Annotated in this window: 23 protein-coding genes; 9 read left to right on the top strand and 14 right to left on the bottom strand. The window is 64.7% G+C overall.

The genetic code is table 11. From position 1 onward, the window contains the following. Positions 1-178 precede the first annotated feature (178 nt). The 5 genes from FJ543_RS08075 to FJ543_RS08055 all read right to left on the bottom strand — a co-directional run bounded on the left by FJ543_RS08075 (position 179) and on the right by FJ543_RS08055 (position 4970). Entirely contained in the window at positions 179-940 is a 762-nt protein-coding gene (locus FJ543_RS08075; RefSeq protein ID WP_140874621.1) for a glucose 1-dehydrogenase, read from the bottom strand. 10 nt (positions 941-950) lie between these two features. Next, complete coding sequence (locus tag FJ543_RS08070) at positions 951-1763, bottom strand: ABC transporter permease (RefSeq protein ID WP_023771844.1); 813 nt, start codon at positions 1761-1763, stop codon at positions 951-953. Next, entirely contained in the window at positions 1763-2626 is an 864-nt protein-coding gene (locus tag FJ543_RS08065) for an ABC transporter permease (RefSeq protein ID WP_140660488.1), read from the bottom strand. The genes FJ543_RS08070 and FJ543_RS08065 overlap by 1 nt, the downstream gene beginning before the upstream one ends. 63 nt (positions 2627-2689) lie before the next feature. Next, complete coding sequence (locus tag FJ543_RS08060) at positions 2690-3853, bottom strand: spermidine/putrescine ABC transporter substrate-binding protein (RefSeq protein ID WP_140712319.1); 1164 nt, start codon at positions 3851-3853, stop codon at positions 2690-2692. Next, positions 3834-4970 carry an ABC transporter ATP-binding protein gene (locus FJ543_RS08055; RefSeq protein WP_015315087.1) on the bottom strand — a complete coding sequence of 379 codons (1137 nt, stop codon included), beginning with the start codon at positions 4968-4970 and terminating at the stop codon, positions 3834-3836. The genes FJ543_RS08060 and FJ543_RS08055 overlap by 20 nt, the downstream gene beginning before the upstream one ends. Positions 4971-5084: 114 nt before the next feature. Between FJ543_RS08055 and FJ543_RS08050 the strand changes: the two genes are divergently transcribed. Next, complete coding sequence (locus FJ543_RS08050; protein WP_140874619.1) at positions 5085-5897, top strand: LuxR C-terminal-related transcriptional regulator; 813 nt, start codon at positions 5085-5087, stop codon at positions 5895-5897. 17 nt (positions 5898-5914) lie between these two features. Here FJ543_RS08050 and FJ543_RS08045 read toward each other — a convergent pair whose 3' ends face one another. The 5 genes from FJ543_RS08045 to FJ543_RS08025 form a co-directional block, all read right to left on the bottom strand. Beyond that, on the bottom strand, positions 5915-7984 hold the full coding sequence (locus FJ543_RS08045) for a 3-hydroxyacyl-CoA dehydrogenase NAD-binding domain-containing protein (RefSeq protein WP_140874617.1): 2070 nt from the start codon (positions 7982-7984) through the stop codon (positions 5915-5917). Positions 7985-8103: 119 nt separating this feature from the next. Beyond that, positions 8104-9051, bottom strand: coding sequence for an ABC transporter permease (locus FJ543_RS08040; protein WP_015315084.1), 948 nt, complete (start codon positions 9049-9051; stop codon positions 8104-8106). 3 nt (positions 9052-9054) lie between these two features. Then, the gene (locus FJ543_RS08035) at positions 9055-10035 is read right to left on the bottom strand and encodes an ABC transporter permease (protein ID WP_015315083.1); all 981 of its coding nucleotides are present in this window, start codon (positions 10033-10035) and stop codon (positions 9055-9057) included. A gap of 1 nt (position 10036) precedes the next feature. Continuing rightward, on the bottom strand, positions 10037-11557 hold the full coding sequence (locus FJ543_RS08030; RefSeq protein ID WP_224622401.1) for a sugar ABC transporter ATP-binding protein: 1521 nt from the start codon (positions 11555-11557) through the stop codon (positions 10037-10039). Between the two features lie 49 nt (positions 11558-11606). Further along, entirely contained in the window at positions 11607-12620 is a 1014-nt protein-coding gene (locus FJ543_RS08025; protein WP_015315081.1) for an ABC transporter substrate-binding protein, read from the bottom strand. A gap of 210 nt (positions 12621-12830) precedes the next feature. On the opposite strand from FJ543_RS08025, the gene FJ543_RS08020 reads away from it, so the two are divergent. The 8 genes from FJ543_RS08020 to FJ543_RS07985 all read left to right on the top strand — a co-directional run bounded on the left by FJ543_RS08020 (position 12831) and on the right by FJ543_RS07985 (position 22011). Continuing rightward, the gene (locus tag FJ543_RS08020) at positions 12831-15248 is read left to right on the top strand and encodes a glucan 1,4-alpha-glucosidase (protein ID WP_140874615.1); all 2418 of its coding nucleotides are present in this window, start codon (positions 12831-12833) and stop codon (positions 15246-15248) included. Positions 15249-15296: 48 nt separating this feature from the next. Then, entirely contained in the window at positions 15297-16313 is a 1017-nt protein-coding gene (gene gnd, locus FJ543_RS08015; RefSeq protein ID WP_140874613.1) for a phosphogluconate dehydrogenase (NAD(+)-dependent, decarboxylating), read from the top strand. Positions 16314-16335: 22 nt separating this feature from the next. Beyond that, on the top strand, positions 16336-17712 hold the full coding sequence (zwf, locus tag FJ543_RS08010; protein WP_140874611.1) for a glucose-6-phosphate dehydrogenase: 1377 nt from the start codon (positions 16336-16338) through the stop codon (positions 17710-17712). Positions 17713-17726: 14 nt separating this feature from the next. Further along, entirely contained in the window at positions 17727-18431 is a 705-nt protein-coding gene (locus tag FJ543_RS08005; protein ID WP_140874609.1) for an ROK family protein, read from the top strand. A 207-nt stretch (positions 18432-18638) separates the two neighbouring features. Further along, positions 18639-19103 (top strand): MucR family transcriptional regulator, encoded by a 465-nt coding sequence (locus FJ543_RS08000; protein WP_140874607.1) that lies wholly within the window; start codon positions 18639-18641, stop codon positions 19101-19103. 125 nt (positions 19104-19228) lie between these two features. Then, complete coding sequence (locus tag FJ543_RS07995; RefSeq protein WP_140874605.1) at positions 19229-20329, top strand: aminotransferase class I/II-fold pyridoxal phosphate-dependent enzyme; 1101 nt, start codon at positions 19229-19231, stop codon at positions 20327-20329. 158 nt (positions 20330-20487) lie between these two features. Continuing rightward, positions 20488-21726 carry an MFS transporter gene (locus FJ543_RS07990; RefSeq protein ID WP_140874603.1) on the top strand — a complete coding sequence of 413 codons (1239 nt, stop codon included), beginning with the start codon at positions 20488-20490 and terminating at the stop codon, positions 21724-21726. 15 nt (positions 21727-21741) lie between these two features. After that, positions 21742-22011: a hypothetical protein gene (locus tag FJ543_RS07985; RefSeq protein ID WP_051041236.1), complete on the top strand. Its 270-nt coding sequence runs from the start codon at positions 21742-21744 to the stop codon at positions 22009-22011. 37 nt (positions 22012-22048) lie between these two features. On the opposite strand, the gene FJ543_RS07980 is transcribed toward FJ543_RS07985, so the two are convergent. Genes FJ543_RS07980 through FJ543_RS07965 form a run of 4 tightly spaced genes read right to left on the bottom strand, consistent with a single transcriptional unit; the run spans position 22049 to position 26379 of the window. Next, entirely contained in the window at positions 22049-22765 is a 717-nt protein-coding gene (locus FJ543_RS07980) for a glutamine amidotransferase (protein WP_015315072.1), read from the bottom strand. Positions 22766-22780: 15 nt separating this feature from the next. Further along, the gene (locus tag FJ543_RS07975) at positions 22781-23260 is read right to left on the bottom strand and encodes a TerB family tellurite resistance protein (protein ID WP_015315071.1); all 480 of its coding nucleotides are present in this window, start codon (positions 23258-23260) and stop codon (positions 22781-22783) included. A gap of 37 nt (positions 23261-23297) precedes the next feature. Next, positions 23298-24890, bottom strand: a complete 1593-nt coding sequence (locus FJ543_RS07970; RefSeq protein WP_140874601.1) for a heme biosynthesis protein HemY — start codon at positions 24888-24890, stop codon at positions 23298-23300. Between the two features lie 10 nt (positions 24891-24900). Further along, complete coding sequence (locus FJ543_RS07965; protein WP_140874599.1) at positions 24901-26379, bottom strand: COG4223 family protein; 1479 nt, start codon at positions 26377-26379, stop codon at positions 24901-24903. Positions 26380-26442: the final 63 nt, after the last annotated feature.

Genomic DNA, 26442 nt, shown 5'->3' with positions numbered 1-26442 from the left:
GAGCGCGCGCTGCATCGGATCAATAACCAATTGAAAAGACAAGGAAATATACCGCTTTGACCTGGCTTGGCACTGAAGTCCCATGCCCGCCAGACCATGGTCTTGTGCCGTCCGGCATCCCGCGAAACGACAGAAAAAGCGGGGCTGAACTGGGAAAGGTCGATCGATCAAAGCAGCGTCAGCCGATGCTCTCGCCGCCGTCGATCACCAGCGCTTGCCCGGTCATGAAGGATGAACGGTCCGAGACCAGGAACAGGATCGCCTCGGCGATCTCTTCGGCCACCGCCCAGCGCCCCATCGGGATCTTGGTGCGGACATAGGTTTCGATCGCCTCGCGTCCGCCCATCTGGGCGATGAACGGCTCGTTGAATGGAGTGTCGACCCAGCCCGGGCAGAGCGCGTTGACGCGCACATTGTGCCGGGCATAGTCGAGCGACATCTGCCTGGTCATCGCCACCACGGCATGTTTCGACGTCGCATAGGCGATCATCTCGCGGTCGTAGAACACACCCGAATTCGAAGCCGTGTTGAGGATGACGCCGCCGCCTTGCGCGATCATCGACGGCATGACGATCCTCGCCGCGAGGAATTGCGCCCGCACATTGACCCGCCAGGAGGCGTCCATGCCGGCGGTCTCGACCTCGGTCAGCGTGCCGCCGACCTGGATGCCGGCATGATTATGCAGGATGTCGATGCGCTGATGTCTGTCGAGCGTTCCGACGATGAGCTGGTCGATCGCATTGTCGTTCGAGACGTCGGTCGCGATCGCCTCGGCCCGGCCGCCCGCCGCCCGGATATCCGCGGCCGTTGCCTCGCCGGCGGCTCCATCCCTGTCGGCGATAACGACCACCGCGCCTTCCCTGCCCATGATCATGGCTCCGGCACGTCCGATGCCGGAGCCGGCGCCTGTCACCACGGCGATGCGGTCTTTGAGGATCATGGAGCGGCTTTCAGTTTGACGGCTTGCGCTGGCGCAGTTGCCATTGGGCAAGCACCACGAGCAGGACGGAGGCGACGAGCACGATCGTCGCGATGGCGTTGATCTCCGGCGTTACGCCGCGCCGGATAGAGGCAAAGACATAGATCGGCAGCGTCGTCTGCGCGCCGGCGACGAAGAAGGCGACGATGAAGTCGTCGAAGGAGAAGGTGAAGGCGAGCAGGAAACCGGCGACCACCGCCGGCATGATCTGCGGCAGGACGATCGAGCGGAAGGTCGTTAACGGCGTGGCGTATAGATCGCTGGAGGCCTCGACCAGATTGCGATCGAGGCTGCCGAGCCGCGTGCCGACGATCATCGTCACCAGCGCCATCGAGAACAGGCCATGCGCGGCGATGATCGAGCCGTAGCCGAGCGACAGGCGCGGCGGCTGGTCGCCCGGCCAGACCGAGGCGAGGAACGGATTGACGACCGCGAACAGCTGAACGAGCGCGACCAGCGTCGAGATGCCGATGACGACGCCCGGAACGACGATCGCCGCGCCAAGCAGCCCGTCGAAGACGGCGCGGGTTCTGGCGCCGACACGCGCCAGGCCAAGCGCCGCCGCGGTGCCGAACACCGCCGCCAGCAGGGCGCTGGTGGTGGCGATGAACAGGCTGTTCTTCAGCGCCTCGACCAGGAACGGGTTGGACAGGGCCTTGCCATACCACTGCACCGAGAAACCGGTGAACTCGCTGGCATGGTGGCCGGCGTTGAAGGAAAACAGCACGACCAGCACGATCGGCAGATAAAGGAACGCAAAGACGGCAATGACGAAGGCGCGCATCAGATGAGGTCCACCCGGCGAGCGCCCGCAACGCGGTTCGAAATGCGGTTGGCGACAATCAGCACCACCACCGAGACCAGCACCAGCGTGATCGCGATGGCCGACCCGAACGGCCAGTTGCGCGATTGCAGGAAGAGGTCGACCAGCGCGTTGCCGATGAAGAACACCTTGCCGCCGCCAAGCAGCGTCGGGATCAGGTATTCGCCGAGCAGCAGGATCATGACCAGCGAGAAGCCGGTCATCACGCCCGGCAGCGACAGCTTCAGGGTCACGCCGAGAAAGGTCGACAACGGCCTCGCGCCGAGATCGGCGGAGGCCTCCAGCAGCCTTCGGTCGAGCCGTTCGAGGCTGACATAGATCGGCAGGATCATCAGCGGCAGATAGCCGTAGACGATGCCGAGCAGGACCGCGCCCGGCGTGTTGATCAACCTGACATCCTCGATGCCGGCAAAGGCGAGCAGCGCAGGGATGCCGCGTCCACCCAGAATGTACATCCACGCATAGGTCCGCATCAGAAGGCTGGTCCAGAACGGAATGACGACCAGCGCGAGCAGGATCAGCCGCCAGCGCTGCGGCGCCTGCAAGGCGAGGTAATAGGCGACCGGATAGGCGACAAGCAGGCAGGCGAGCGCGCCCACTGGCGCCAGCACCATCGTGTTCCAGAACGCGGTCGCCCGTGCCGGGAGATTGGCATATTGCGCCAGCGTGAAGGCTGCCTGGTAGCCGCCCTCCGGCGCCCGCTCGCCGACGCTGAACACGGCGATGGCGATGAATGGCAGCACCAGGAACACCACCAGCCATGCCGTCGCCGGCGCGAGCAGCAAGGCGGTCAGGAAATTACGCCGAAATCTGTTGCCGTGCATCGAAACCGCCCCGGTGCCGGCGGGCATGGGCCCGCCGGTCGATTGTCTTTATCCAGGCCAGTCTCAAGCCGATTTGAAGCGCGCCATCAGTTCGGCACGGCCCGGGTCGGTCAGCGTTGCCGCCGCGCCGAATTCAAGCGGCGTCAACAGCTCCGCCGCCGGATAGAGGATCGGATTGTCGAGCACTTCCTTGGGCAGCAGCTTGTTGACGCGCGCATCCGTCGAAGGCGCGCCGTTGGCGAGGTGCTCCTTCACTGCGACCTGCGGGTTCATCAGATAGTTGAGCAGCGCATAACCGGCGGGCTTGTTGGGCGCGTCCTTCGGGATGGCATAAAAATCGGTCCAGATCTCGCCGCCTTCCTTGCCCAGCACATAGGCGATCTCGGGAATGTCGCGATGCAGTTGCGCGCCGTCATTGGTCCAGCACATCGTCATCCACGCGTCGCCCGCACGCATACCCGGCTGGTAGTCGGACGAGACGGCGAACAGATGCGGCTTGACCTTCAGCAGCAGTTCCTCTGCCTTGGCGAGCTCGTCCTGCTTCAGCGAATTGAACGAATAGCCGTAATATTTCAGCGCGTTGCCGATGGTGGTGAGCTGGTAGTCGTGCACCATGGTGCGGCCATCGCCCTCGGCCACGGCGGTATCCCAGAACTCCTTCCAGCTCGTCATCGGCTTGGTCAGCTTCTTGGTGTTCACTGCAAAGCCCGTGGTGCCCCAGTTCTTCGGCACGGCGTAGATCACCTTGTCGATCGTGCCCTCGGAGGTGAAGCGCGGATCTTCCTGCGTACCGTCGAAATTCGGGAGCTTCGCCATCTCCAGCGGCTCGATAATGCCGAGCTTCTTGTAGGTCGAGATCGTATAGTTGGTCGGCACGAACAGGCTCCAGCCCGAGGCGCCGGCCTGCAGCTTGGCCAGCATCTCCTCGTTGGAGCCGAACACGTTGACCTCGACGGCGACGCCGGTGTCCTTCTTGAAGTTCTCGAAGGTCTGCGGGTCATGGTAATTCGGCCAGGTGGCGATCGACATGCGGTCGCCAAGGCTTTCGGCGGCGAAGGCAGGGGTCGGCATGATGCCGATCTCGCGCGCCATCACCGCCGTTGCGATGCCAAGGCCGGTGAGGCCAAGGAAGTCGCGGCGGCCGATCGAGCCGCGCTTCAGGCGCATCAGCTGGTCGACGAAATTCTCGGGGCTTATCGGCAGTCCGTCACGATATGATTTCGACATGTTTGTTTACCCTCTGGTTGGTCCCGTTGTTCTTGGTTTCCGGAAACGCCAGCGGCGTTCCCATGGCATAGCCGATGGCGACGGGTTCACCCGGCTTGAAGAGATTGCCTTGGCCGATCAGGTGATCGGCCTTGGCGAGCAAAGTGCCGATGCCCTGCACTTCGATCGCGTATTCCGCGGTCGAGCCGAGGAATATCCGGTTGCGGACGATGCCTTTGAGCGGACCGCTTTCGGGAGCGCCAAGGCTGAGTGATTCGGGACGCAGACTGACCGAGACGGTCTCGCCTTGTCGAAGCGCGGTTCGCTTGCGCGCCGCGACCACAGTGCCGTCCGCCAGCGCCACGTCCACCAGGTCGCCCGTGTGCCCGGCGACGGTGCCGCTCAACAGATTGGTCTTGCCGACGAAATCGGCGACGAACAGGTCGGCCGGCTCGTCATAGATCTCGCTCGGCTGGCCGAGCTGGACGATGCGCCCGCCATTCATGACGCAGACGAAATCGCTCATCGACAGCGCTTCCTCCTGGTCGTGGGTCACCAGCACGAAGGTGATGCCGATCTCGCGCTGCAGGTTCTGCAGCTCGATCTGCATGTCGGTGCGCAGCTTCTTGTCCAGCGCCGCAAGCGGTTCGTCGAGCAGCAGCACCGCCGGCTTGTTGACCAATGCACGCGCCAGCGCGACACGCTGCTGCTGGCCGCCGGACAGTTCGTGGATCTTGCGGCCGCCATAGCCGGCGAGCCGCACCATTTCGAGCGCTTCGCCAGCCCGCCGGCCGATATCGCGCGACGACAGCCGTGGCCTTGCCTGGCGCAGCCCGTAGGAAACGTTGGCTTCGACATCGAGATGCGGAAACAGCGCGTATTGCTGGAACACCATGTTGACAGGCCGTCGGTAGGGCGGCGTGCCGGCCATGTCCTGGCCACGGATGAACACCTGGCCTTCGCTCGGCTGTTCGAACCCGCCGATCATGCGCAGGCAGGTGGTCTTGCCGCAGCCGGACGGTCCAAGCAGCGCAACGAAGGCGGAGGGCGGCACGGCAAGGTCGATGCCGCTGACCGCGGTCACCGCGCCATAGCGCTTGGCGACGCCGCGAAATTCGATGTCGGGCACTGCGGTCAAGGCTGCGGGCTCCAGGACGATGCGATTTCAAGACGCTACCAGAGCTAATGGCAGCTAGTATATACCTCGCAGGTGGTATATCTGATCTATTTTCCCGTTTAAGGGGGTATTGGATTGAGCGCTTCCCGCAGCGACGAATACAGCCGGCTCGCGACGCTTGTCGCGGCGACGCGGGAGACGAGCGGCGATCTCTTCGGCCAAGCGATGGTCGATTGGCTGCGGCAGCATGTCGGCTTCGACCATTGCGTGATCTTCGGCTATCGGGGTGCCGCGCGCCCGCCACTGCTGTTCGAGACCTTCACGCCGGCCGAAAGCCACGTCTTCGTCGCGCTCTATCAGGAAGGCCCCTATCTGCTCGACCCCTTCCATCACGCGGCGGTCGAGCGCAAGGAAGGGTTCTGGCGCATGCGCGAACTGGCTCCTGATCGCTTCTACGCCAGCGAATATTTTCGCTCCTATTACAGCCAGACCAGGCTGGCCGAGGAAGTCGGCTTCTTCGTGCCGCTGCCGAGCAAGGACGCGCTGGTGCTGTCGCTGATGCGGCTCAGCGCTTCCGGTCCGTTCGGCACCGCCGATGCCAGGCTGCTGCGCGACATGGCGCCGGCGGTGATCAGCTTCACCAGGCTGCGCTGGCCAACTCTTCCCGCCGACGAACCGGCCGAGACGAAGCAGGACGAGGAAATCACCGAGGTCAACGAGTTCGACCGCGCCCATATCTGGAAAAGCCTGTCGCTGACGCCGCGCGAAAAACACGTCGTCGATCTGGTGCTGCAGGGCCATTCGACGGAATCGATCGCCAGGGCCATGCGCATCGTGCCGGGAACCGTGAAGGTTCATCGCCGCAACATCTACCGCAAGCTCAACATCAAGTCGCAGGCCGGCCTTTTCGCCCGCTTTGTCGAGATCATCGACGCGCGGATCCGGTGATTCCCACAGGCCGCTGACTACGCTGGATCAGGCTTCCATGAGCCGGTTTCGGCCATCCGCTCGAGCAAGGGCGCCGGTTTAAAGACATCCTTGCCCGTCTGCTCATGCCAATACCTGAGTCGCCCGACGATCCTGACCGCGCCTTCGAGGCCGGCCCAGAACATCGGGCCGCCCTTGCCGATGGGAAAGCCGTAGCCATTGACCCAGACGACATCGATGTCGGACGCACGGGCCGCGATGCCCTCCTCCAGAATCTTCGCGCCTTCGTTGACCAGGGGATAGAGTGTTCGCTCGATGATTTCGTCGGCGCCTATCGTGCGCGGCACGATGCCCTTTTCCGCCGCCTTGTCGCGGATCAGCGCCTCGACCTCTGGATCGGGCACTGGCGTGCGCGAGCCGTTCTCGTAGAGATAGAAGCCGCGGCCGGTTTTCTGGCCGAAACGCCCCTGTTGGCAGAGCGTGTCGGCGATGGGGGCCGTGAGGCCCCGCGCCTTGCGGTTACGCCAGCCGATGTCGAGACCGGCAAGGTCGCCCATCTGGAACGGACCCATCGGCCAGCCAAAATCGGTGAACGCCTCGTCGATCTGGCTGGGGGTTGCGCCTTCGAGCAGCAGCGCTTCGGATTCCGAGCCGCGCGCGGCCAGCATACGGTTGCCGACGAAGCCGTGGCAGACGCCAACGACGACAGCCACCTTGCCGATCCGGCGCGCAAGGTCGATCACGGTCGCCAGCGCATCAGGCGCCGTTTTTTCGGCGCGCACGATCTCCAGCAGTTTCATGACGTTGGCCGGCGAGAAGAAATGCAGGCCGAGCACATCCTGCGGCCGCGAGGTCGAGGCGGCGATTTCGTCGATGTCGAGATAAGAGGTGTTGGTGGCGAGGATGGCGCCCGGCCTCGCCGCTGCGTCGAGCTTCCCGAAGATTTCTTTCTTGACCGCCATGTCCTCGAACGCTGCCTCGACGATCAGGTCGCACTCGGCGAGATCGGCATGATCGATCGTGCCTTTGAACTGGGCGAGCCGCTGCCGCTTGGCATCCTCGCTCAAGGAGCCGCGTGCAACCGAGACGGTGTAATTCTTCTCGATCGTCGCCAACCCGCGCCGCAGCGCCTCCTGGCTGGTTTCCAGCAAGGTGACGGGAAAGCCGCCATTGGCGAAGGCCATGGCAATGCCGCCGCCCATCGTGCCGGCGCCGATGACGCCGACGCGGGCGATCCTGCGCTTGACGACGTCCTTGCCGGGAAGCTTGGCCGCCTCGCGTTCGGCGAAAAACAGGTGCCGTTGGGCGCGCGACTGGTCGCTGGCGACAAGCTTGACGAACAGCGCCCGCTCCTCCGCCAGCGCCTCGTCGAAGGGCAGCGTGACGGCATTGCGCACCGCCCGCGCACAGGCAATTGGCGCTTCGAGGCCACGCGCTTTGCGGGCAATATCCGCGGCCTCCGCATCGAAGGCGGCAAGGTCGGTTTCCTTCAGGACGTCGTCGCGGTCGCGCACCGGCGTGAACGGACCGCCCTTGCGGGCCATTTCGCGGGCGAAATTCACGGCGTGGGTGGTCAGATCGCCTTCGAAAACGGCATCCACCAGGCCGGCGCCGTAAGCCTCATCGGCACCGATCGGTGCACCGGAAACGATCATCTTCAATGCCTTGGCGGCGCCAACTAGGCGCGGCAGCCGTACCGTGCCGCCGCCACCGGGCGGGATGCCGAGCTTCACCTCGGGCAGGCCGAGCCTGGCGCCTTGATCGGCAACCCGGAAATGGCAGCCGAGCGCCAATTCCAGCCCACCGCCGAGCGCGGTACCGTGGATGGCAGCGACCGTCGGCTTGGCAATGGCTTCCAGCACCGCCACGATGGAACGCAATTCCGGCTGTCGCATCGGCTTGCCGAATTCGGTGATGTCGGCACCGGCAACGAAGGTCCGGCCGGCGCAAGCAATGACGATGGCGGCGACCGATGCGTCATCGCGCAAAGCGACCAGAGCCTGCATCAGCGGTTCGCGGACGTGGAAACTCAGCGCGTTTACCGGCGGATTGTCGATGGTGACGATGGCGACGCCACCCTCGTTCGCGACGCTGACAGAACTGGACAAGTGGAGGCCTCCCAAGACCGGCTGAGATTGGGGACCGGTTTACAAGGCCACGCCGCGAATGGAAACCGGCTGGTCCAATGGTTGGCGGACAGGCTGCGGTCGCGCCGGAGACGTTGCGGTCAGCGCACCGCCTTCTCGCCGCCCGCAGCCGTGATCACCCCTACGATGATAAGCCCGGTCAGCAGGAGACGCACCCCGGCGCTGACGCCGAATGTGTTAAGCATGGTGAGCAGCAGAACCAGGAACAGCGCCGCGCCCCAGACGCCCGGCACATTCGCCTTGCCGCCCGCCACCGACGTGCCGCCGATGACGACCACGGCGATCGAAGCGAGCAGGTATTCGTTGCCGATGTCGACATTGGCGCCGCGGAAATAACCGGCGAGCAGCGCGCCATCGATGCCGCCGAGCGCGCCCGACAGCGTATAGGTGAGAAAACGGATCCGCCCGACATTGACGCCGGCGAGCCAGGCGGCGCGGATGTTCTGGCCGATCGCCAGCACCGAGCGGCCATAGATCATGCGCTGTAAGGCGATGGCCGCACCGATGGTGAACAGCACGGTGAGGATCGCCAGCACGGGCACGCCCAGCACCTGCCAGTTGGTGAAATCGGCGAAGCCAGGCGGCGGCTTGATCTGCAGTCCGCGCCCATAGCTGATGTCGACCGACTGGATGATGAAGCTCGCCGACAGCGTGGCGATGATCGGCGGAATGCGCAGCGCCCAGATCAAGAGATAGTTGATGGTCCCGATCGCGGCGCCACAGGCGAGCGCCGCCAGCAATCCGACCAGGATCATGGCATCGCTGCCGCCCATCACCTTCATGGCGACCGCGCTGGCGAGGCCGATATTGGCCGGCAGCGACAGGTCGACATTGCCAGGTCCAAGCGTAATGACGAACATCTGGCCGACGCCGACGATGACGGTAAACACGGCAAGCGACAATGCCGCCGTGACCATGCCGCCGCCGCCATAGCCCCCGGTGAAGGCGATCGTCGCCAACCACACCAGCAGCGCACCGACAAACGACCAGATCCAGGGTTTTGTGAGCAGGGTTTTCAGCGAAGCCATCGCTCACCTTTCCCTGCGGCTGATCAGCACCCGCGCCGCAAGCACGATGATCAGGATGGCGCCGTTGGCGGCCACCTGCCAGTCGGGCGGAATGTGCATGAAGGTGAGCAGCGGCGAGGCGGCCAGCGCCAGCGTCAGCGCGCCGATGACGGCGCCGATCGGCGAGACCCGGCCGCCGACGAACTCGCCGCCGCCGAGGATGACGCCGGCGATGGCCAGCAGCGTGTAACCATTGCCGATATTGGCATCGGCCGAGGTGGTGATGCCGATCAGCGCCATGCCCGACAGAACGCCGAACAGGCCGGCCAGCGCAAACAGCACGATCTTGGTCTTGAGCAGCGACCAGCCGGCGCGCTTGAGCGCCGCGGGATTGCCGCCCGAGCCGCGCAGGATCACCCCGTAGGAGGTACGCATCAGGCCGAAATGCACGACGGCCGCGATCAGCAGCGCGGCGATGATCGGAAACGGAATGAAAGGCGGCTTGAACGACATGATCGCCAGCAGCCAGTCCGGCGCCTTGCCGCCCGGTTTTGGCAGGACGAGAATGGCGAGGCCCTGCCAGACGAAGCTCATGCCGAGCGTCACCACGATGGAGGGCAGGTTGCGCAGATGGATCAGCGCGCCGAGCAGCGCATAAATGCCGATCGATCCGGCGAGAATGAGGATGCCGATGAGCGGCGCATCCTTAAGCCAGGTCGCGGTGACGCAACCGACAAAACCGACAAAGGTGCCGATCGAGAGATCAAGCTCGTTGCCGGCGATGACGAACATCTGCGCGATCGTCGCCAGCGCGATCGGAATCGCCAGGTTCAACATCAGGCTGAAGCCGAAATAGCTGATGGCGCGCGGATTGAGCCAGGCGATCGCGAGCAACACCAGCGCCAGCGATAGCGCGGGCAGCAGGCCGCGCAACAGCCGCGCCCGCGCCGCCGCATTGCGTGCCGCCGATCCCTTGAAGCCATTGTCGATTGGCGTCGCCGTCATCTCAGGCCGCATCGCCGAAGGAGGACTGGATGATCTTCTCTTCGGTCAGCTCGTCGCGCGTCAGATTGGCGACGATGCGGCCGTTCTTGAAGACATAGATGTGGTCGCAATTGTCGAGCTCTTCGGTTTCGGTCGTGTACCAGAGGAAGGTGCGTCCGCGGCCCGCCTCCTCGCGCACGAGATCGTAGACCTCCAGCTTGGTACCGATGTCGACGCCGCGCATCGGGTCGTCCATCAGCACGATCTGGGCATCGGAGCCGAGCGCCCTGGCGAACAGCGCTTTCTGCTGGTTGCCGCCCGACAGCGAGAAAATATTGTTGTTCATGTCAGGCGTGCGGATGCCGATCTTCTTCTGCCAGAACGCGGCCAATTCGGCCTCACGCTGGGGTGAAATCAACAGCCCGTTGCGCAAGCGCGCCAGCGAGCGGATGCCGATGTTTTCGGCAATCGACCATTGCGGGAAAATGCCATCGGACTGGCGGTCGCCTGCCACCAGGGCCACCGGCGCCGTCACCTCGATGCCGGTCTTGGCGCGTGCGGCGGCATCAAAGATGCGCAGCAGCAAGTCGGTCTGTCCGTGACCGGCCAGCCCGGCAAGGCCGATGATCTCGCCCGCGCGCGCGACGAGGTCCTTGCCATCCGCCTGTCCGGCCGGCCGCGCCCGCACGCGCAGCGGATTGGCGCCTGTCTTGGCGGCGGCGGCCTGCGCGGCGGTCTTCGCACGCGCCTCGGCTCCGCCCATCACGGCTACCAGCCGGTCGCGATCAAAGGCACCAGCCGCGTCCGACGCCACCACCTTGCCGTCGCGCATCACCACGATCCGGTCGGCGTTCCGCAGCACCTCGCCCAGCACGTGCGAGATCAGGATGCAGCTTTTGCCACCAGCGACGAAGCGGCGCACGAAGGCCAGCAACTGGCCCGATGTGTGCGCGTCGAGCGACGAGGTCGGTTCGTCGAGGATAACCAGGTCGAGCCGGTCGTGCGTCACGGTGAAGGCACGCGCCACCTCGACCATCTGGCGCCGGCCGATCGACAGATCGCCGACAATGTCCCAGGCCGAGATGCCATGGTCCGGAAAGATTTCGTCCAGCTTGGCGGCGATCAGCTCTGCCGCCTTGCGCCGCCAGCCGAAGCCGGAAAGCGACGCGTGGTTGATACGCGTGTTTTCGGCGACGCTGAGATTGGGGCACAGCGACAGTTCCTGGAACACGCAGCGTATGCCGCGCTGCTGCGCCCGCGACACCGAGTAGTTGTCCTCGATGCCGCCATGCACGGTGATCGTGCCGCTGTCGGGCGTCGAGGTCCCGGCCACCATGTGCATCAGCGTCGACTTGCCGGCGCCGTTATGGCCGACGAGGCCGACGCACTCGCCGGGCCCGACATGAAAATCCACCCCGCCCAGCGCCCTGACGGCGCCGAAATGCTTTTCGGCACCGTCAAGTCTTACGATGTCAACACTGGCGGCGCCGAATTGGTTTTCGGCGCCGTCCGGTCTGATGATGTCCGTGTCGCCTGCAGCCATGCTCAACGATATCCGCTCGGTGATGCCCGCGGCAACGCGTCTGCGACTTTCACTTGATATTGGCTTTGATCGCCGCGATGGCATCTTCCTGCGTGTATTCGTGGGTGGCGACACCGCCCTCCTTGATCTTGGGCAGGGCCGCCTCGAAATCGTCCTGGGTGAAGGCCAGATACGGCACCAGCAGATCGTGCGGAATGTCCTTGCGGCCATCGAGCACCTGCTGCGCCACCCAGAAGGCGAGCGTCGATACGCCCGGCGCGATCGAAGCCGACCAGGTCTGGTAGCCGTCCTTGTCCTTCTGTTCCTTCCACCACTTCAATTCATCTTGCCGGTTGCCCATGATGATGGTCGGGCGCGGCTTGCCGGCGGCGGCGAAGGCTTGCGCGGCGCCATAGCCGTCACCGCCCTGGTCGACGATGCCGACGACGTCGGGCAGCGACGGCAGGATGGTCGCCACCGCCTTCTGAGCCGTGGTCTGGTCCCAGTCGCCGGTGACAGAACCGACGATCTTGAATTCGGGATGCGCGGCCACGCCTTCGAGGATGCCTGCATGGATGGCATCATCGATCGAGGTGCCGGCAAGCCCCCGGATTTCAAGCAGATTGCCGCCCTTGGGCTGGAACTTGGCCATCTGCTCGACTTCCTGCTTGCCCATGTCCTTGAAGTCGACGACGACGCGGTAGGCGCAGGGCTCGGTGACGGTGCCGTCGAAGGAGACGACGGTGATGCCGGCATCGCAGGCCTGCTTGATGGCACCGTTGAGCGCATCCGGCGAGGCGGCGTTGATGACGATGGCGTCATAGCCCTGCAGGATCAGGTTCTGCACCTGGGCGGCCTGGGTCGGCACCTCCTTGTCGGCAGTGGTGAAGACATCAGCCGCGCCGACGATCTTGTCGTCGACGGCCTTCTTGGTGACGATGCCATAGCTGTCGAGCATCGCCTGCCGCCACGAATTGCCGGCATAATTGTTGGAGAACGCGATCTTCTTGCCGCTGGTGTCGGCAAAAGCCGTACCGGCCGCGAGCACCGCCGCAAGCGTGCTGAGAACCAATAGTTTCTTCATGTGATACTCCTCCCGAGAGTTGCTGATCAGTTTGATTGTCGACGAATTTCGCGATTGAGATCCTGTTTTTTATCTATTGTCAGACAAAAGTGCAGAAGGCCGGCGGGCTGTCAACTGCAATCCGATGTGCGCCGGCGATCAACTTGCGGTGCGCTGATTGAAATGGCTTCGTTTGATGGCTAGGCATGCGGGCCAGGAGAGCGAACAAGCATGGCAGTGACGCCGACTGTGCCGCCGGGCGCACCGGGAATTCCCGCGCGCTGGACCTCTAGCGCCAAGAGCGGAGTCGGCTCGGCGCTTTCGCCGTCCAGCCGCGTCTGGTTCACCATCAGCCACGGCATCCTGAACGAGGTGTACTATCCGCGCGTCGACAGCGCCTGCACGCGCGACCTCGGCCTGATCGTCACCGGCATGGATGGCTATTTCTCCGAGGAGAAGCGCGATGCCTCGCACGGCATCGAGCCGTTCGAGGACGGCGTGCCCGCCTACAGGCTGGTCAATACAGCCGACGACGGCGCCTACCGGATCGAGAAGCGCATCGTGGCCGATCCGGCGCGTCCGACCGTGCTGCAGGAAATCACCTTCAGTCCGCTCAAGGGCTCCGCGGCCGACTACCGCGTCTACGCGCTTCTGGCGCCGCATCTGGTCAATGCCGGCATGGGCAACACCGCCTGGATCGGCGAGTACCAGGGAAAACCCGTCCTGTTTGCCTCGGGGCGCGGCACCTGCCTGGCGCTGGCCTCGTCCCTGCCCTGGCGGGATTGCTCGGCCGGCTATGTCGGCTTCTCCGACGGCTGGCAGCAACTCAACAATACCGGCAAGCTCGATACGGCTTGCCGGCGTGCCGAGGACGGCAATGTCGCGCTGACCGGCGAGATCGGCTTCACCGCCGCCAACACAAAAACCGTGCTGGCGCTGGGTTTTGGGACGACACCGGACGAAGCCGCCGAAAACGCCTTCGCCAGCCTGAAGCGGGGTTTTGAACCGGCGGCGAAATCCTACGTCGAACAATGGCGCGAATGGCAGGCGGGGCTGCTGCCACTGGACCGCCACGCGGTCCCCGGAGTGAACAGCTACCGCGTCTCCACCGCGGTGCTGGCAACCCACCGGTCGTCGGCAATGCCCGGCGCGGCGGTGGCCAGCCTGTCGATCCCATGGGGGTTCAACAAAGGCGACGATGATCTCGGCGGCTACCATCTTGTCTGGCCACGCGACCTGGTCGAAACAGCGGGCGGCTTTCTCGCCGCCGGCGATGCCGCCTCGGCACTGCGGATCCTGGAATATCTCCGCTCCATCCAGCAGCCGGACGGCCATTGGCCGCAGAACGCCTGGCTCGACGGCTCCGCCTATTGGCCCGGCATCCAGATGGACGAATGCGCCTTTCCCTTGCTGCTGGCGGATGCCCTGCATCGCGCTGGCAACTTGCCGCGTGCCAGGCTGAAGGCCTTCCTGCCGATGATCGAGCGCGCCGCCTCCTATGTCGTGCGCAATGGTCCGGTCACCGGCGAGGACCGCTGGGAAGAAGACGCCGGCTACAGCCCGTTCACGCTGGCCGTCGAGATCGCGGCACTGCTTGCCGGCGCCGACCTGCTCGATGCCTGCGGCAAAGCGGCGGAGGCGGCCTACCTGCGCGAAACAGCCGACTGCTGGAACGACCAGGTCGAGCGCTGGACCTATGTCAGCGGCACCGCCATCTGCAAGGCCGTCGGCGTCGGCGGCTATTACGTCCGCATTGCGCCGCCAGACGACCCCGATGCCAGCTCGCCGAAGGACGGCTATGTGCCGATCAAGAACCGGCCACCCGGCGACACCGACCGACCGGCCGAGGAAATCGTCAGCCCTGACGCGCTGGCCCTGGTGCGCTTTGGCCTGAGAGCCGCCGACGATCCGCGCATCGTCGACACCGTCAAGATCATCGACGCGCAGCTGCGCTGCGAACTGCCGCAAGGGCCGCTCTGGTACCGCTATAACAGCGACGGCTATGGCGAGCACGAGGATGGCACGCCCTTCGACGGCACCGGCCAGGGCCGGCCGTGGCCCCTGCTGGCCGGCGAAAGGGCGCATTACGAGCTGGCCGCCGGGCGCAAGGACAAGGCGGCCAGCTTGCTCGATGCGCTGGAGCGGTCGGCCGGGCCTGGCGGCCTGCTGCCCGAACAGGTGTGGGACGGCGCCGATATTCCCGAACGCGAGCTTCTGCATGGCAAGCCATCGGGGAGCGCCATGCCACTGGTCTGGGCGCATTCCGAACACATCAAGCTGCTGCGCTCGCTACGCGACGGCGCCGTCTTCGATATGCCGCCGCAAGGCGTGAAGCGCTACATCCAGGACAAGACCGTATCGTCGTTCAGGGCATGGCGCTTCAACAACAAGATCCGCGCACTGCCCGAGGGCAAGACATTGCGCGTCGAGCTGCTGACGGCGGCCACCATCCACTGGAGCACGGACAATTGGGCAACCGCCCACGACAGCCGGACAGCGGAAAACGCTTTCGGCCTTCATCTTGTCGATCTGCCCACGGCCAGCCTCCCCAACGGAAGCACGCTGATCTTCACTTTTTTCTGGCCCGGAACCGGCGATTGGGAGAATGTCGACTTCTCCATCATGTCAGGCACTCAGGACAGCCAGTAGATCCTTCCTCGACAACGCCAGAAAATCTCTAGGAACAGGGACGAAACCATGCAGATCGGAATGATGGGACTGGGCCGGATGGGCGCCAACATGGTGCGGCGGCTGATGCGCGACGGCCACGAATGCGTCGTCTATGACATCAACCCGGCCAGCGTCGCGGCGCTTGTGAGCGACGGCGCCTTGGGGGCGGCATCCCTGGAGGAATTCGTCGGCAAGCTGGCCAAGCCGCGCTGTGTCTGGCTGATGCTGCCGGCGGCGATCACCGGCAGGATCATCGATCAGGTCGCGGCGCTGATGGAGCCCGGCGACATCGTCATCGACGGCGGCAATTCGTATTATCACGACGCCGTCGACCAGGCCGCGAAACTGGCCACCAAGGGCATGCATCTTGTCGATGTCGGCACCAGTGGCGGCGTCTGGGGGCTGGAGCGCGGCTACTGCCTGATGATCGGCGGTCCCGACGTGGCCGTGCAGCACCTCGATTCGGTCTTTGCCACGCTGGCGCCTGGCGCTGATGCCGGAGCGCCCACCCCGGACAAGACCGCCAGCACCGCGCCCTATGGCTACCTGCATTGCGGACCGAGCGGCGCCGGCCATTTCGTCAAGATGGTGCACAACGGCATCGAATACGGCGTCATGGCCGCCTATGCCGAAGGCATGAACATCCTGAAGTCGGCCAATGCCGGCAAACGGCAGCGGACGGCGGACGCCGAGACAAGCCCGCTGGAAAACCCGCAATACTACCAGTTCGACATCGACCTTCCGCAGGTGGCCGAGGTGTGGCGGCATGGCAGCGTCATCGGCTCCTGGCTGCTCGATCTCACCGCCGGTGCGCTGAAGAGCGATCCGGGTCTGGCGCAATTCGGCGGCCGGGTCTCGGATTCCGGCGAGGGCCGCTGGACGCTGAAGGCGGCGATCGACACCGGCGTGCCGGCACCGGTGCTGTCGTCGGCCCTGTTCGACCGCTTCTCCTCGCAAGGCGAATCCGAATTCGCCGACAAGCTGTTGTCTGCCATGCGCTATGCCTTTGGCGGGCACATCGAAAAGCCGAAGGGCGGCAAGTGACGGCGACAGGGGAGACGCACGCATGAGCCAGGAACGGTCCGATACGCTGGTGCTCTTCGGAGCGACCGGCGACCTCGCCCACAAGAAGATATTTCCAGCGCTTTACCAGATGGTCGCCAAGGGCACGCTCACCGAACCGGTGATCGGCGTCGCCTTCGACGCCTGGGATTTGAAGCAGTTGCAGGACCGCGCCCGCGACGGCATCGTCCATGCCCTCGGCGCCATCGATGAGACGGTCTTCGCCAAGTTCGCGTCGCTGCTGCGCTATGTCAGCGGCGACTATCGCGATCCCACGACCTTCGAGAAGCTGAAGACGGCACTCGGCAGCGCCCAGCGGCCGCTGCATTACATGGCGGTGCCGCCGTCCATGTTCGAGACCGTCGTGCAAGGGCTGGAGCAATCCGGCACCGCGCACGGCGCGCGGCTGATGGTCGAAAAGCCGTTCGGCCACGATCTGCAGTCGGCGCGCTGGCTGAACCGAGTGCTGCACCTGGTGTTCGACGAACAGTCGATCTTCCGCATCGACCATTATCTCGGCAAGGAGGCGATCCAGAACCTGCTCTATTTCCGCTTCGCCAACTCCCTGCTGGAGCCGATCTGGAACCGCAATTACGTCGAGAGCGTGCAGATCACCATGGCCGAGGATTTCGGCGTCGAGGGGCGCGGGCGGTTCTATGACGATGTCGGCGCCATCCGCGACGTCATCGAGAACCATCTGCTCAACATCCTGCTGCTCCTGGCCATGGAGCCGCCGGTCGGCCGCTCCGCCGACGACCTGATCGACGAGAAGGTGCAGGTGTTGCGCGCCATCCGGACATTGACGAAAGACGATGTCGTGCGCGGCCAGTTCACCGGCTATCTCGCCGAGCCCGGCGTGGCGCCGAACTCGCCGGTGGAGACCTTCGCGGCGGTGCGCTTCTTCGTCGACACCTGGCGCTGGCAGGACGTGCCGTTCTTCATCCGCGCCGGCAAGAACATGCCGGTGCATGTCACCGAGGTGGTGGTGCGGCTGAAACGGCCGCCGCTCGACGTCTTCGACCCGATCAAGCCCGCCGACCAGAATTACGTCCGCTTCCGCATCGACCCGCAGGTGATGATCGCCATCGGCGCCCAGCGCAAGGCGCCGGGCGACGACATGATTGGCGAGCAGGTGGAACTCACCGCGCTCGACGATTCGAAGGGCGACATGCCGCCCTATGAACGGCTGATCGGCGACGCCATGAACGGCAACGGCCAGCTCTTCACCCGCCAGGACGCCGCCGAACTCGCCTGGCGCATCGTCGGTCGGGTGCTCGGCGACACCACGCCGCCGCATCTTTACGAGCCGAAGACGTGGGGGCCAGCGGACGCCATGGCCGGCTTCGGGCCGCCCAATGGCTGGATCGACCCGGTCGCATGAGTGGAGGGGACGAGATGGCCAAGGTGGTTAAGAAGGCTGCGTCGGACACCGGGCAGGTAGTCCTTTCGATCGACATTGGCGGGTCGCACGTCAAGATCCTGACCAGCGACGGTGGCACCGAGCGCCGGACCGATTCCGGGCCTGACCTGACGCCAAGGCAGATGATCGACAAGGTGAAGAAGCTCGCCGACGGCCTGTCCTATGACGTCATTTCGATGGGGTATCCGGGCCCCGTGCGTCAAAACAAGCCGGTGCTCGATCCCATGAATCTCGGCAAGGGCTGGGCCGGCTTAGATTTCACCGCTGAGTTCGGCAAGCCGGTCAAGGTGGTCAATGACGCGCTGATGCAGGCCCTCGGCAGCTATGAGGGCGGGCGCATGCTGTTCCTCGGCCTCGGAACCGGCCTCGGTGCCGCGATGGTCCTCGACAATGTCGGCCAGCCGATGGAACTCGCCCACCTTCCCTACAGAAAAGGCCAGAGTTTCGAGGACTATGTCGGTGAACGTGGCCTCGTAAAGCGCGGCAAGAAGAAGTGGCGCGGTCATGTCTTCGACGTCGTCAACCGGCTGCGCGCCGCCCTGCAGCCAGACTATGTCGTCATCGGCGGCGGCAATGTCGACAAGCTCGACGAATTGCCCCCCGACTCCAGGCGCGGTGACAACACACGCGCCTTTGAAGGCGGATTTCGTCTGTGGCGCGACAAGGCGCTGATCGTCTGATATTATTACAGCTTAGTATAGTTGTTCAAAATGCCGTGTTATGTCGCGGCGATAGATTGCATTGCGCAGATTTGCCGACTAGGAAGTCAGCCCCACTACATCGCGTCGCGCGCGACGCACGAAGACGACCCACTTTAATTTTGCGCATCATCCTTTTTGAAAACGGCCCCATTTTCGAGGTTATGCGCCATGGATGGAGGAAATAGATTGACCGACGAAAACAGCCACGCCAGCAAGACACTCGACCTTCTCGAGCTGACGGCCCATATCGTATCGGCCTATGTCGAGAAGAATCGCCTGCCTGCGTCCGGCCTTCCCGAGCTGATCGCCAGCGTCAGCGCCTCGATCAGTGGGCTCGGCCAGCCGGTCGCCCCGGTGGCGGCACCGCTGGTCCCGGCCGTCAACCCGAAGAAGTCGGTGACGCCGGATTTCATCATCTGCCTCGAGGACGGCAAGAAATTCAAATCGCTGAAGCGTCATCTCGGCGTGCATTTCGGCCTGACGCCGGACGCCTATCGCGCCAAATGGGGCCTGCCTTCCGACTATCCGATGGTTGCCCCCAACTACGCGGCTTCGCGCTCCGAACTGGCGAAGTCGATCGGCCTCGGCCGCAAGGCCGCCGTGGTCGCCCCCGTCAAAGGCAAGGGCCGAAAGGCCAAAGTCTCGGCCTGAGGCGATTTGGACGCTGAGCCAATTGTTAGGACGACTGGAATAGAAGCCTGCCGGCGAATTCGCCTTGGCAGGCTTCGTGCTTTTGTGGCTTGGATAACCTGGGACAAGACGATCTGGGGGAAGCCATGAACTACACCAGGATGGTGATCGAGAAAGAAGCGCCGGAGGAGTACGGTTACGACCGCATCCGTTACAACCTCTCCGAAAGTTCGATCGCCGATCAGAAACTCTCCGACATCGGCCTCTCGCTGCCTGATCTGACCCTCTTCTATGGCGAGCATCGCGGCGACAGGGAATTGCGCGCGCTGATCGCCGCGCACAATGCCGGCATCGCGCCCGACGACGTGCTGGTCACGGCCGGTGCGGCCGGCGCGTTGTTCATCATCTCCACCTCGCTGCTCTCGGCCAGCGATCACCTCGTCGTCATCAGGCCCAACTACGCCACCAACATCGAAACGCCGCGGGCGATCGGCTGCGCCATCAGCTTTGTCGACCTCGCCTTCGACGAAGGCTTCGCCATCGACGTCGAGCGCGTCAGGGCCGCGATGCGGCCGAACACGAAGCTGATCAGCGTTACTTGCCCGCACAATCCGACCGGCACCATGATGAGCCGTGCCGAATTGGACGCGCTGGTCGCGCTCGCCGAGACCAGCGGCTGCTATCTGCTGGTCGACGAAACCTATCGCGATCTCTCCTATGGCAGGCGCCTGCCTTTGGCGGCCTCGCTGAGCAAAAAAGCCATCAGCGTCTCGTCGCTGTCGAAAGCCTTCGGCATTCCCGGCATCCGCATCGGCTGGCTGATCACCAGGGATGCGGCCCTTCAGGAGACATTTCTGGCCGCCAAGGAGCAGATCGGCATCTGCGGCAGCGTCATCGACGAAGGCATAGCGCGCGGCGTGCTGGAGGGCCGGGACGCTTTCCTGGCAAAGCTGCTGCCCGAAATGGCCAGGCGCCGGGACATCGTCCAGGCCTGGATCGACCGCGAGCCGCTGGTCCACTGGGTGCGGCCCGAAGGCGGTGTCGTCGGCTTCCCGCGCCTCGATGTCGAGCCCGGTTTCGACCTCGACCGCTTCTATGTCAGGCTGCTGGAAGATCACGGCACCTATGTCGGGCCCGGCCACTGGTTCGAAATGGAAAAGCGCTTCTTCCGCGTCGGCTTCGGCTGGCCGACGGAGGCCGAGTTGAAAGGCGGGCTGGACGCGATTTCAGCTGCGCTGCGGCAGTAAATTCCGCGTGCTATCGGTGGTGCGGATCGAAAGTCCCTTGATCCGGATCTGATTTTAAAGCATATCCGCCCCGAACTTTACCAAGTTCCATTGGTCGAACAGCGCCCATTCGGGAAGTGCCCCGCGAGCCGATGCCCACCGCAACGGGGCCTCACTTCATGATACCAGAACAAACCTTGCCGGAGCAGCGCTATGCCGCTTTCCGGCACAGAGCCTTCCTCAGCTACTGGACGGCGCGCTTTCTCACCACTTTCGCGACCATGATCGTTTCGGTGGCCGTCGGCTGGCAGGTCTATGATCTGACGCGCGATCCGTTCGATCTTGGCATTGTCGGCATCGTCCAGTTCCTGCCGTCGCTGCTTCTGGTGCTGGTTACAGGTGTCGTCGCCGACCGTTTCGGCCGCCGGCTCATCATGACCTTGGCGACCTTGGTCGAAGGCGCCTGCGCGCTGGCTCTGCTGTTTTTGACCCTGCGCGGCCTTACAACCCCGCTCCCGATCTTCGCCGTGCTGGTCATGTTCGGCATTGCCCGCGCCTTCTACGGGCCGGCTTCGTCCTCCCTGTTCGCCAATCTCGTGCCGCAGCGCGATTTCGCCAATGCCATCGCCTGGAACTCCTCCGCCTGGCAGACCGCGACGATTGTCGGCCCGGTCGCCGGCGGCTTGCTCTATGGCGTGTCGGCGGAAGTGGCCTATGCGACGGCCGCAGTCCTGATGCTCGCCGCCGCGTTGCTGATCTTCACCATTCCCAAGCCCGCGCAACAGACCGCCACCGACAAGCCGACAATGGAGACGCTGTTTGCCGGCTTCCGCTACATCTGGAGCGAGAAGATCGTGCTTGGCGCCATCTCGCTCGACCTCTTCGCCGTGCTTCTGTCCGGCGCCTCGGCGCTGCTGCCGGTCTATGCGCGTGACATTCTGCAGCTTGGACCTTGGGGCCTCGGCTTGCTGCGCTCGGCACCGGGGATCGGCGCCACCTGCGTCGCCGTCTGGCTTGCGGGCCATCCGATCCGCGACCGTGCTGGCAAGATCATGCTGAGCTTCGTGGCGGCGTTCGGCGCCTGCACCGTGCTGTTCGGCCTGTCGACGCTCACCTGGCTCTCGATCGTAGCACTTGCCCTGCTCGGAGCCACCGACATGTTCAGTGTCTACATCAGGGAGACGCTGATCCAGCTGTGGACGCCCGACGAGGTGCGCGGCCGCGTCAACGCCGTCAACCAGGTCTTCGTCGGCGCCTCCAACGAAGTCGGCGAATTTCGCGCCGGCACCATGGCGGCGCTGATCGGCACGGTTCCGGCGGTGGTCATCGGCGGCATCGGCGCCGTCGCGGTTGCCGGCCTGTGGGCCTATCTGTTCCCGGCGCTGCGCAAGGTGAGGCACCTCAAAGGACGAAACTGACGGGGCAGCGAATCTATGCTAAGCCGCCGCCGAACCAACCAAAGGACGACACAAGTGAGCGAACCGACCGTGGCCGAAGCGACCGAAAATATCTACGCGTCGCTCAGGGCGGACAATGCCGACATCGACGCCCATATCGCGACGCTCAAGGCAGCGCTGGCGCGAGAGGGGATAAAACAGGCGGTGTTCGATCCTGCCAAATTGGCGCAGAGCAACCGCTCGGGCCGCAAGTTGATGCAGGCTTATTTTCGGCAGCGCGGCGTGAGCGTAACGTTTTCGGACTAGTTTTTAGGCGTCGGCGGTTCAGAGCACCGGCCCGGCACTACCGCGCCACAGGCTCGCCAAAAATCGTGCGCAAAAACTCGTCGAGCCAGCGCTTCAAATGCATGTCCCAGATCAGCCGGCCGCCGAGATGGTCGCGGCCGGGCTGCGCACCGGGCAGCTCGAAGCGGTGGGCGCCGCGCACCACCCAGCGCTGCATCATCACTCGGGTCAGTTCGCCGTGGAACTGGATGCCCCAGGCATTATCGCCATAGCGGAAGGCCTGGTTGGGATAGGTCTCGTTCGTGGCCAGCAGCGTCGCGTCGCTCGGCAGCGAAAAGCCTTCACGATGGAACTGGTAGACCATCTCTGGCCAGTGCATCAGTTTCTTGCCGGCCTCGGTCGCTTTCAGGGGATACCAGCCGATCTCGACCAGCCCTTCGCCATGGCCCTCGACCTTGCCGCCGAGATGATTGGCCAGCATCTGCGCCCCAAGACAGATGCCGAGCAGTGGCCGGTTCTCCCTGAGTGGAATCTGCAGCCAGTTGGTCTCGCGACGGACGAACTCGTCCTCGTCATTGGCGCTCATCGGACCGCCGAAGACGACCGTGCCGGCGTGGCCATCCAGCGTTTCCGGCAAGGCGTCGCCGAGCGGCGGGCGGCGGATGTCGAGATCGAAGCCCTCTTCGAGCAGCATGTGACCGACGCGTCCGGGGCTCGAATTCTCCTGATGCAGCACGATCAGGACTTTTGGTTTCGACCTCGTCTGGCGCGGCATGGGACGGCGAAAATCCTATTCGTCCGAGGATGTTCCAGTGGCGCCCGGCGCGTGCGCCGCCGCCTTGCGGCGCGCCTCGACGCGATCGTGGCGTTCGACGCCGATCAGCTCGGCGACACGCCACACCGTGTTGTCCTCCAGCTCATGCAGCTCGCCATCGGCATAAACGATCTCCCACATCAGGCCGATGAACGCCTTGCGCCCCTCCGCGTCGAGGTGGCGCTTGAGCACGCTGGTGAAGGCGTAGAGGTCGATTGCCTCGTTGTCGGCCCGCTCGCCGGCGGCGGCGAGTGCTTCGAGTTCGGCGCCGCTGATCGAATAGCTTTGCGCCAGCACCGCCTTGAACCGCTCCCATTCGACATCCTGGCGCACGCCGTCGGCATTCATCACGTGATAGAGCAGCGCCGAGGCCGCGACGCGCGGATCGTCCGTGCTGGCATGGCTGCCGGAGCCGGCCGGCAAATCCCTGAGAAACGACAGAACGCGCTCGAACATCAATTCATTCCCAAACGGCCCAACGGCCTGCCCAAAATCAAAACAGCCGGAACCGGCGGGGCGACTTTTCCACCTCGTCGTCCGGATCGACGCCTGGATCGTCCGGCAGCCGCGCCAGTTCTTCCGCCGGCTCGACGGCCTCGGCGTCGGCGGGCACCGCGGCAAAGGCGGCGGCCGTGACCGGGGCGACATGATCCTCGCGGCTTTCGGCGTCTTTGCCCGTCGCCTCGTCGCCCGGTGCGGCGTGATCGATCACCTCGACCGGCCTTTCCGGCCTGCCCGGCGCCTCGATGGCCACTGCCGGGACGTCCGGCTCATCGTGGCTGTCGATCAGCTGGCCAAGCCGCTCCATCGGCGCGCGCCATTCGAAGGCGTCGAGCCGGCCGGTGACCGGCGAGACCGGCGCCCAGCGCTCGGAGATGACGCCGTCGGCGACCCAGGCCGGATCGCGCGGGGCTCGCACCGCCTTGGACAGCAGCTGCCGCACCTTGCCCTGGTCGCCGGTCTCGGCCTCCTCAATGTCGGCGAGCAGCAGATAGGCGCCCTCGCGTCGGTCCATCCGGATCGCGGCCTCTGCCTCGCGGCGGGCGGTTGAAAAATCCTGCGCGTCGAGCGCGGCACGCGCCACCGTCATTGACGATTCAGCGTGGTTCTTCTTCATCTCCTGCAGCTTCTTTGCCCGGTTGAGCCGATCGAGCACGGCGTCACCCGGCCTTGCATGGGTGTAGAGCTCGGCAACCTCGGGATGCGGGTCGGCCTTCCACGCTGCTTCGAGGATCTTCGAACCCTTGCGCACGTCGTTCTGCTTGAACAGCGCCGCGGCGGCGGCAACGGCGGCGGGGGCAAAATCCGGCTGCAATCTGTTGGCCTCGATCGCCGCTGTCCTGGCAGCCGCGGGATCGCTGTCGGCGAGCGACTGCGCCTTGGCGGTCAACAGCACGGCGCGGCGGCGGTTGGCGGCGTCACGCTCGATCTGCCGCGTCGACTTTTGCGCGTCGACCAGTTTCAGCGCGCCATCCCAGTCGCCGCGCGCGGTCAGTTCCTCCAGCGTCGATTCGGCCGCCCAGGCCAGTTGCGGCGCTACTGCGGCGGCACGGCCGGCATAGTGCCGGGCGGCGTTGCGGTCGCCCAGTCGTTCGGCTTCCAGGTAAAGCCCACGCAGGCCAAGCAGCCGCATTTCGGGATCGTCGAGCATGCTCTCGAATTTTTGGCGCGCGCCTTCATGGTCGCCTTCGAGCAGCGATGCCTGTGCCTCGAGCAGATGGATCAGCGGCTCCTGGTCGGAGCGGATCAGCTTGGCCGCTTCCTTGGTCTTCTTGCGGGCCAGCGCCCCGTCGCCGGCGCCGGCGGCGATCATGCCGGTCGACAGCGCCTGATAGCCACGGTCGCGGCGGCGCACGCGAAAATAGCGCGAGATGGTGTAGGGACTGTTCCACAGCGACTTGATGAGCCACCAGACAATCATCACTGCGGCGACGACAGCGACGACGGCAACCGCCGCCACCATGAGGCTCACCTGGTACTGATAGCCGTTGAACGTAACGACCATGTCGCCCGGCCGATCGGCCAGCCAGGCAAAGCCCAGCCCGAGCGCGAAGACGACGATGAGGAAGGCGAGCAGGCGGATCATCGTGTTGCCCTCATGCCTTCATCGCGCCGGAGATCAGCGCGTCGACCTGGGTTTCGACCTCGATGCGCGCCTTCAGTTTGCCGGCAAAGTCGGCGCCCGCGGCCTTCGCGGCTTCCGGCAGCGTGTCATATTCGCTGAGTGCCTTGGCATAGTCGCCCTGCGTGACCGCAACCTCCATGCGCGCCACGGTTTCCGGTGCGCCGGGGCCTTCGACGGCACCGATCGGCCGGACCTTGACCAGCGATTCAGCGCTCGACATCAGGTTCTGAAGGAAGCCGGCATTCTGATCGACCGGGGTCGCGGCGGCGACCATGGCATTGGCGGCGGCGTCCATCTGCGAGGCGATCTCGGTACGGGTCGGCACGCCCTTTTCCGCATAGGGCCGCAAGGTCGCGAGTTCGGGCGCATCAGGCGAAATCGCGGCCAGCGTATCGAGTTCGGCCGAAAACGGCGCGCCGCGATCGAGCGCCGCCTTCAGCGCCGAGGCCGCGATGGCGAGTGCGATCTTTGGCTGCGACGCCTGCGCATCGACCTTGCTGGAAAGCTGCGACACCGACTGCTCCAACGCGGAGAGACGGCCTTCCTGTGCCTTCGCCGCCTCGCCCGTCGACTTCACCAGCGCATCGAGACCCGCCAGCTTTTCGTTGAGCGGGCCGAGATCGACAGGCGCCGCGCCGCCGGCCTTGCCGAGGGCGGCCACCGAGGTTTCGATCTGCTTGACTTTGTCGCCCATCGCGGCAAGCCCGGCATTGTCGCCCGCGCCACCCTGTTCGACCGCTGATTTCAGCGCCGCGACATCGCTCTTGACCTGATCCAGCGCCGACGACAGGCCGTCGACCTTGGCCGATGCACCGCCGCTGCCGCCGGCTTCCCTCATATCCGCGATTTCGCTTTTCAACGAGGCGATCTCGCCATTGACGCCGTCGAGCGAGACACCGGGAGCGGCACCCGGCGCACCGAGCAGGCCGGCAAATTGCAGGCCACCGGCGCCGACCAGGGCGATGACACCACCGATGATACCGGCGGCGATGCCGTTGAGGCCGCCCCGCTTCGGCTGCGTGGCCATCGGTTCGCTCCTTGCGTCGGTTTTACCGGAAGCCGCCTTGGTCTCCGCGGTTTTGGCGGTTGCATCCTCGAAATTGTAGTCGGAAGCGTTGGCGCGGTTGGGGGATGTATCCGAACCGGGATAAGGCATTTCCGGCTCAGTGGATTTGGCCTCGGCTTGCGGTGACGCGTCGGTGCCAGGCTGCCCGGCGGCTGCATCGCCATGCTCCCAAGGTTCGAGATCCGCCTGATCGGCATGTACCGGCTCGTCCGGCGGCTCTGACCGCGAGGCGTTCGCCGCTTCCTCGGCCTTCGCCTCGTCGGTCTGGGCGATATTCTTGGCGGCATCCTCGTCGACGATGCGTGAGACGGCGCCCGGATCGAGATCGATGGTCACCGGCTCGCGGCGGCCTTTCGAGTGTCGCATCTTCGGCGTCTTGACCATGCAGGGGCTCCGCAAATTCGCTTCGTCTCAACGCCTGGCGGCGCGTGATGGTTCAGAAAGGGT

It is taken from the genome of Mesorhizobium sp. B2-5-7, assembly GCF_006440875.1.
Classification (GTDB): Bacteria; Pseudomonadota; Alphaproteobacteria; order Rhizobiales; family Rhizobiaceae; genus Mesorhizobium; species Mesorhizobium australicum.
This window is presented reverse-complemented; position numbering and strand designations above follow the sequence as displayed.

Coding starts and splice junctions, on each gene's coding strand:
- FJ543_RS08065 (WP_140660488.1), bottom strand. CDS start 2,626: ATGCACGGCAACAGATTTCGGCGTAATTTCCTGACCGCCTTGCTGCTC.
- FJ543_RS08070 (WP_023771844.1), bottom strand. CDS start 1,763: ATGCGCGCCTTCGTCATTGCCGTCTTTGCGTTCCTTTATCTGCCGATC.
- FJ543_RS08005 (WP_140874609.1), top strand. CDS start 17,727: ATGGCCAAGGTGGTTAAGAAGGCTGCGTCGGACACCGGGCAGGTAGTC.
- FJ543_RS07990 (WP_140874603.1), top strand. CDS start 20,488: ATGATACCAGAACAAACCTTGCCGGAGCAGCGCTATGCCGCTTTCCGG.
- FJ543_RS08035 (WP_015315083.1), bottom strand. CDS start 10,035: ATGACGGCGACGCCAATCGACAATGGCTTCAAGGGATCGGCGGCACGC.
- FJ543_RS08060 (WP_140712319.1), bottom strand. CDS start 3,853: ATGTCGAAATCATATCGTGACGGACTGCCGATAAGCCCCGAGAATTTC.
- FJ543_RS08025 (WP_015315081.1), bottom strand. CDS start 12,620: ATGAAGAAACTATTGGTTCTCAGCACGCTTGCGGCGGTGCTCGCGGCC.
- zwf (WP_140874611.1), top strand. CDS start 16,336: ATGAGCCAGGAACGGTCCGATACGCTGGTGCTCTTCGGAGCGACCGGC.
- FJ543_RS08030 (WP_224622401.1), bottom strand. CDS start 11,557: ATGGCTGCAGGCGACACGGACATCATCAGACCGGACGGCGCCGAAAAC.
- FJ543_RS07975 (WP_015315071.1), bottom strand. CDS start 23,260: ATGTTCGAGCGCGTTCTGTCGTTTCTCAGGGATTTGCCGGCCGGCTCC.
- FJ543_RS07980 (WP_015315072.1), bottom strand. CDS start 22,765: ATGCCGCGCCAGACGAGGTCGAAACCAAAAGTCCTGATCGTGCTGCAT.
- FJ543_RS07985 (WP_051041236.1), top strand. CDS start 21,742: ATGCTAAGCCGCCGCCGAACCAACCAAAGGACGACACAAGTGAGCGAA.
- FJ543_RS07970 (WP_140874601.1), bottom strand. CDS start 24,890: ATGATCCGCCTGCTCGCCTTCCTCATCGTCGTCTTCGCGCTCGGGCTG.
- FJ543_RS08040 (WP_015315084.1), bottom strand. CDS start 9,051: ATGGCTTCGCTGAAAACCCTGCTCACAAAACCCTGGATCTGGTCGTTT.
- FJ543_RS08020 (WP_140874615.1), top strand. CDS start 12,831: ATGGCAGTGACGCCGACTGTGCCGCCGGGCGCACCGGGAATTCCCGCG.
- gnd (WP_140874613.1), top strand. CDS start 15,297: ATGCAGATCGGAATGATGGGACTGGGCCGGATGGGCGCCAACATGGTG.
- FJ543_RS07995 (WP_140874605.1), top strand. CDS start 19,229: ATGAACTACACCAGGATGGTGATCGAGAAAGAAGCGCCGGAGGAGTAC.
- FJ543_RS07965 (WP_140874599.1), bottom strand. CDS start 26,379: ATGGTCAAGACGCCGAAGATGCGACACTCGAAAGGCCGCCGCGAGCCG.
- FJ543_RS08075 (WP_140874621.1), bottom strand. CDS start 940: ATGATCCTCAAAGACCGCATCGCCGTGGTGACAGGCGCCGGCTCCGGC.